The organism is Bacillus sp. L_1B0_5, from assembly GCF_000836715.1.
Classification (GTDB): domain Bacteria; phylum Bacillota; class Bacilli; order Bacillales; family Bacillaceae_G; genus Bacillus_A; species Bacillus_A thuringiensis_S.
In genome coordinates this window covers 1-3723 of record NZ_JXIS01000031.1, presented here as the reverse complement: position 1 = coordinate 3723, position 3723 = coordinate 1, and the positions used below count along the sequence as shown (strand labels likewise).

Genomic DNA, 3723 nt, shown 5'->3' with positions numbered 1-3723 from the left:
TCATCGGCGACTTGTTCTATATTACACCTCTAAAGTATAATCGTCAACACCTTTTTATAAAGAAATTCAATTTAATATTTATATGCTTTGTTAGCTAGATACGTCTCTCCGAGGATTCATTACCAAAGAGCTACCTCCTGCTTCTCTTTAATTATATTTCCCCTAAATATATTAAAGTTACTTTAAACCTTAGACTTAATTTGTACAGAAGTTTTTCCCCAGCGAAACTAACAATCTTATTTTAATAAATATTAATACCTCTTTGTTTATCACGCCCTCTATTAGAAACGATTGAAGATATACGTATTCTTATAACAGACAACGATACAGAAATCCATAATAAACTCATATACTACTCTAGTTATAGAGCCCCAAGTTCTCCTTATATGAAGTAATGGTTGCTTATCTGTTTACTCACAAATATATAGAACCATACTAATATATTTATTAACTATCCCTGTTTCACTGAAATATCAGCCTTATATCTCTTTCATCTTTAGTATCATCTATTTCCATACAGCTATATTCTCTTAATAAATATTTAAGATATGCTCAAGGTTCGAATTGATTAATAGTATTTCCTTTTTAAACACATATACTGGATTAAAAATACGTACCTCAATTTATCAAGTGTACCGAACACACACATACAGAACACTTGTTCCTTTCATTACTTCACTTTTTATATAACATTAATAGATATTAATCCCATACCTATATTTACGTTTTACTACTAAAAGAGCGAATCATTTCACTAACAAAGCATTTAGTTTCATTTCTAGTATATATCCCCCTTTTGAAATACATATAGAATCATAATTTCCGTTGTTTCTATCTCCCCCCTAAGAATACACAACCATACAAAAACAATTCTACAACAAGGTATACGACAGCTGCACAATTATAAATCTTAATCTCCTCAATACCTACAGGGGTGCTGTCCGCCTTTAACGCAAATATATACTAAAAAAATTTCAATATAAAATGGCCGGAATTTCTACACTAAGAAAAATCCGGCTCTTATTTTTAGGCAACAACCAAAATCATTTTTACATTCAGTATTAAATGTCTATTCAATATTCCCTACTCCGCTCTGGTAAAGGTGAATGTATCATATCTGTCACTGCATAAAATAGATTTTCTGGATGTTCGGCTATCCGATGACATAAATACAAATACCACTCTTTCCCATAAGTCAAATATACTCTAGCGTTATGTCCTTTGTTTTTCAAATCTCTTAACATATCCGGACGAATTCCATATAACATTTCTATTTCTACATTAGGATGACTAAAATATTGACGTTGCTCCATCTCTTTAATAAGAATTTCATCATGTGTAGCTATAGACACAGGGTGATGGTTTTCAACTAGTTTTTCTACAATTTGAAGATACTGTTGATTTAAATCAGTTGATCTAGGCATAGCAATATCCGGAACTTCTTGATAGGCACCTTTTACAACTCTTATTTTTCCTGGATAATGAAGGAGTTCTTGAATATCATTGTTTGAGCGGTATAAATGTGCCTGTATTGTTATCCCTACATTATGATATTGCTCAGTTACCTTTTTATAAATAGAAAGAATGTCCGCTGCTTTAGATGATTCTTCCATACTTATCATAAGGGTAGTTCCATGTACTTTCGCCTTCTCTGCCAACTCCATTAAATGAATATAAGATATTTCTGGATCTATAGATAATCCAATATGAGATAAATCGAGTGATACTGTTTGTTTCATAGATAGAGCACCCATGTCCCCAATAAGATTCAAAAACTCATTTTTTGCTTTATAGCATTCCTCTATATCTAGAGTATTTTCCCCTATGTATTCTAGTGAAGTATGATAACCTTTTGTAATTAGTTCTTTTGCCGTCCCAATTCCCTCATGTCTCGTTTCTCCGGTGACAAAGCGTTTCGCAGCTTGTAATAATAACGCATAGAGTTCAGTGGATTGTTGTACATATGCTTTTATATGTTCATTTCGTGCAATCGATTTAAATGCCTGAGCTACTTGTAATTCTGGTTTAGTCATCACATTTTCATCTCCTTTAGAACTATTTGACCCTACTATAGCATGCTAAAATGGTTTGTATTAGTACCATTTCATCCAAACTTTTATGGTACCAATTTTGATGAAGGGAGCATTTATATGCTTTGGATACCTATTGATCGATCTTTAGATATAAGTTTAATTCGACAAGTTTATCACCAAATACGTGAACGAATATTAAACGGAGAGCTACAATCCGGTGAAAAACTACCAGCAACAAGGGAATTATCTTCTGAGTTAGGTGTGTCTAGGAATGTAATTTTAGAAGCTTATGATCAATTATTTTCCGAAGGCTTTTTGGTCACTCGGCAAGGAGCTGGGACATTCATTGCCGAAGGGACTTATTTAGAACAACGTAAAAAATCAACTCTAATTGATTCTTTATCTTGGTGCGAAGAAACAAACAAAGACAGTAATATCATTAATTTTCGTTCAGGAATACCAGCATTAGACTTATTTCCACGTAAAGGATGGGCAAAGTTGTCTCACACTATATGGAATGAAACACCTCCTTCTACGTTTGGATATGATATCCCCCAAGGGCGTCCCGAATTAAGAAAGGTTTTATCACGCTATTTACTAAAAACAAGAGGAGTTTTTTGTCATCCAGAACAATTGGTGGTTACTTCCGGTGCAACTCAAGCTTTAACACTTGTTTCTAAGTTACTTTTGTCATCAGGTGACGAAGTACTAATAGAAGATCCCATCACCAATGATATTCAAACAATTTTTAAAAATTCAGGAGCCTTTCTTTCCCCTATACCAGTTGATGATAATGGGATGAATACATCTTTGTTACCTGCAAATAAAAATCCAAAATTCATCTTCATTACTCCTTCTCATCAGTTCCCTTTAGGTGGAACGTTGCCAATTCAACGACGTGTTCAATTGGTTAACTACTCAAGAAAAACAAATTGTTACCTCATTGAAGATGATTATGATAGTGAGTTTCGATATGAAGGTTCACCTGTAAGTTCATTACAGGGATTGGATCCCGAACGTGTTATATACATAGGTTCATTTAGTAAAATTTTATCACCGGCCCTTAGGATGGGATACTTAGTTCTTCCCTCACACCTTATTGAAAAATGTCGCAGGATAAAATGGTTTTCAGATTTACATACACCTTCTTTAAATCAGCTTATCCTTGCTAAATTTATTGCCGAAGGTTATTTGGAACGACATATTATGAAGATGAAAAAAATCTATAAAAATCGAAGAGACTTCCTTATCCAGCAATTAAAATCAGTATTCTCAAATACAATCAATATTTTCGGTTATTCTACAGGATTACATCTGATTGTTGAATTCAATCAAGTTCAATTCACAAAAGAATTACTTGAGAAAATCCAACAACTCGGAGTGAAAGTATATCCTGTGGAAGACCATGCCATTGAAAAAGGAAAACATCACAATCGAATTATTATAGGGTATGGCCATTTAACAACTGAAGAAATAAAAGAGGGTGTGAGCAGGCTCCAGAGGGCAATACTTCGTATATATTCTTGTTAACAAATAGACTTTAAAGCTCAGCCATATTTTTTTAAAGGTATGCTACTTAAATGTGAAATTCTAATAAAATAAAGTTGTTTCTTGCTAGATAAACGTACTCATAGAGCTTACATTAATTACAAGTTTATTTTATAAAACACAAAAAAGACGAGTCATTCTG

Annotated in this window: 2 protein-coding genes; one reads left to right on the top strand and one right to left on the bottom strand. The window is 33.1% G+C overall.

From position 1 onward, the window contains the following. Window positions 1–1073: 1073 nt before the first annotated feature. Complete coding sequence (locus RT27_RS10460; RefSeq protein WP_043936057.1) at window positions 1074–2033, bottom strand: proline dehydrogenase family protein; 960 nt, start codon at window positions 2031–2033, stop codon at window positions 1074–1076. Window positions 2034–2150: 117 nt separating this feature from the next. Between RT27_RS10460 and RT27_RS10455 the strand changes: the two genes are divergently transcribed. Then, window positions 2151–3563, top strand: coding sequence for a PLP-dependent aminotransferase family protein (locus tag RT27_RS10455; RefSeq protein WP_043936055.1), 1413 nt, complete (start codon window positions 2151–2153; stop codon window positions 3561–3563). Window positions 3564–3723 lie beyond the last annotated feature (160 nt).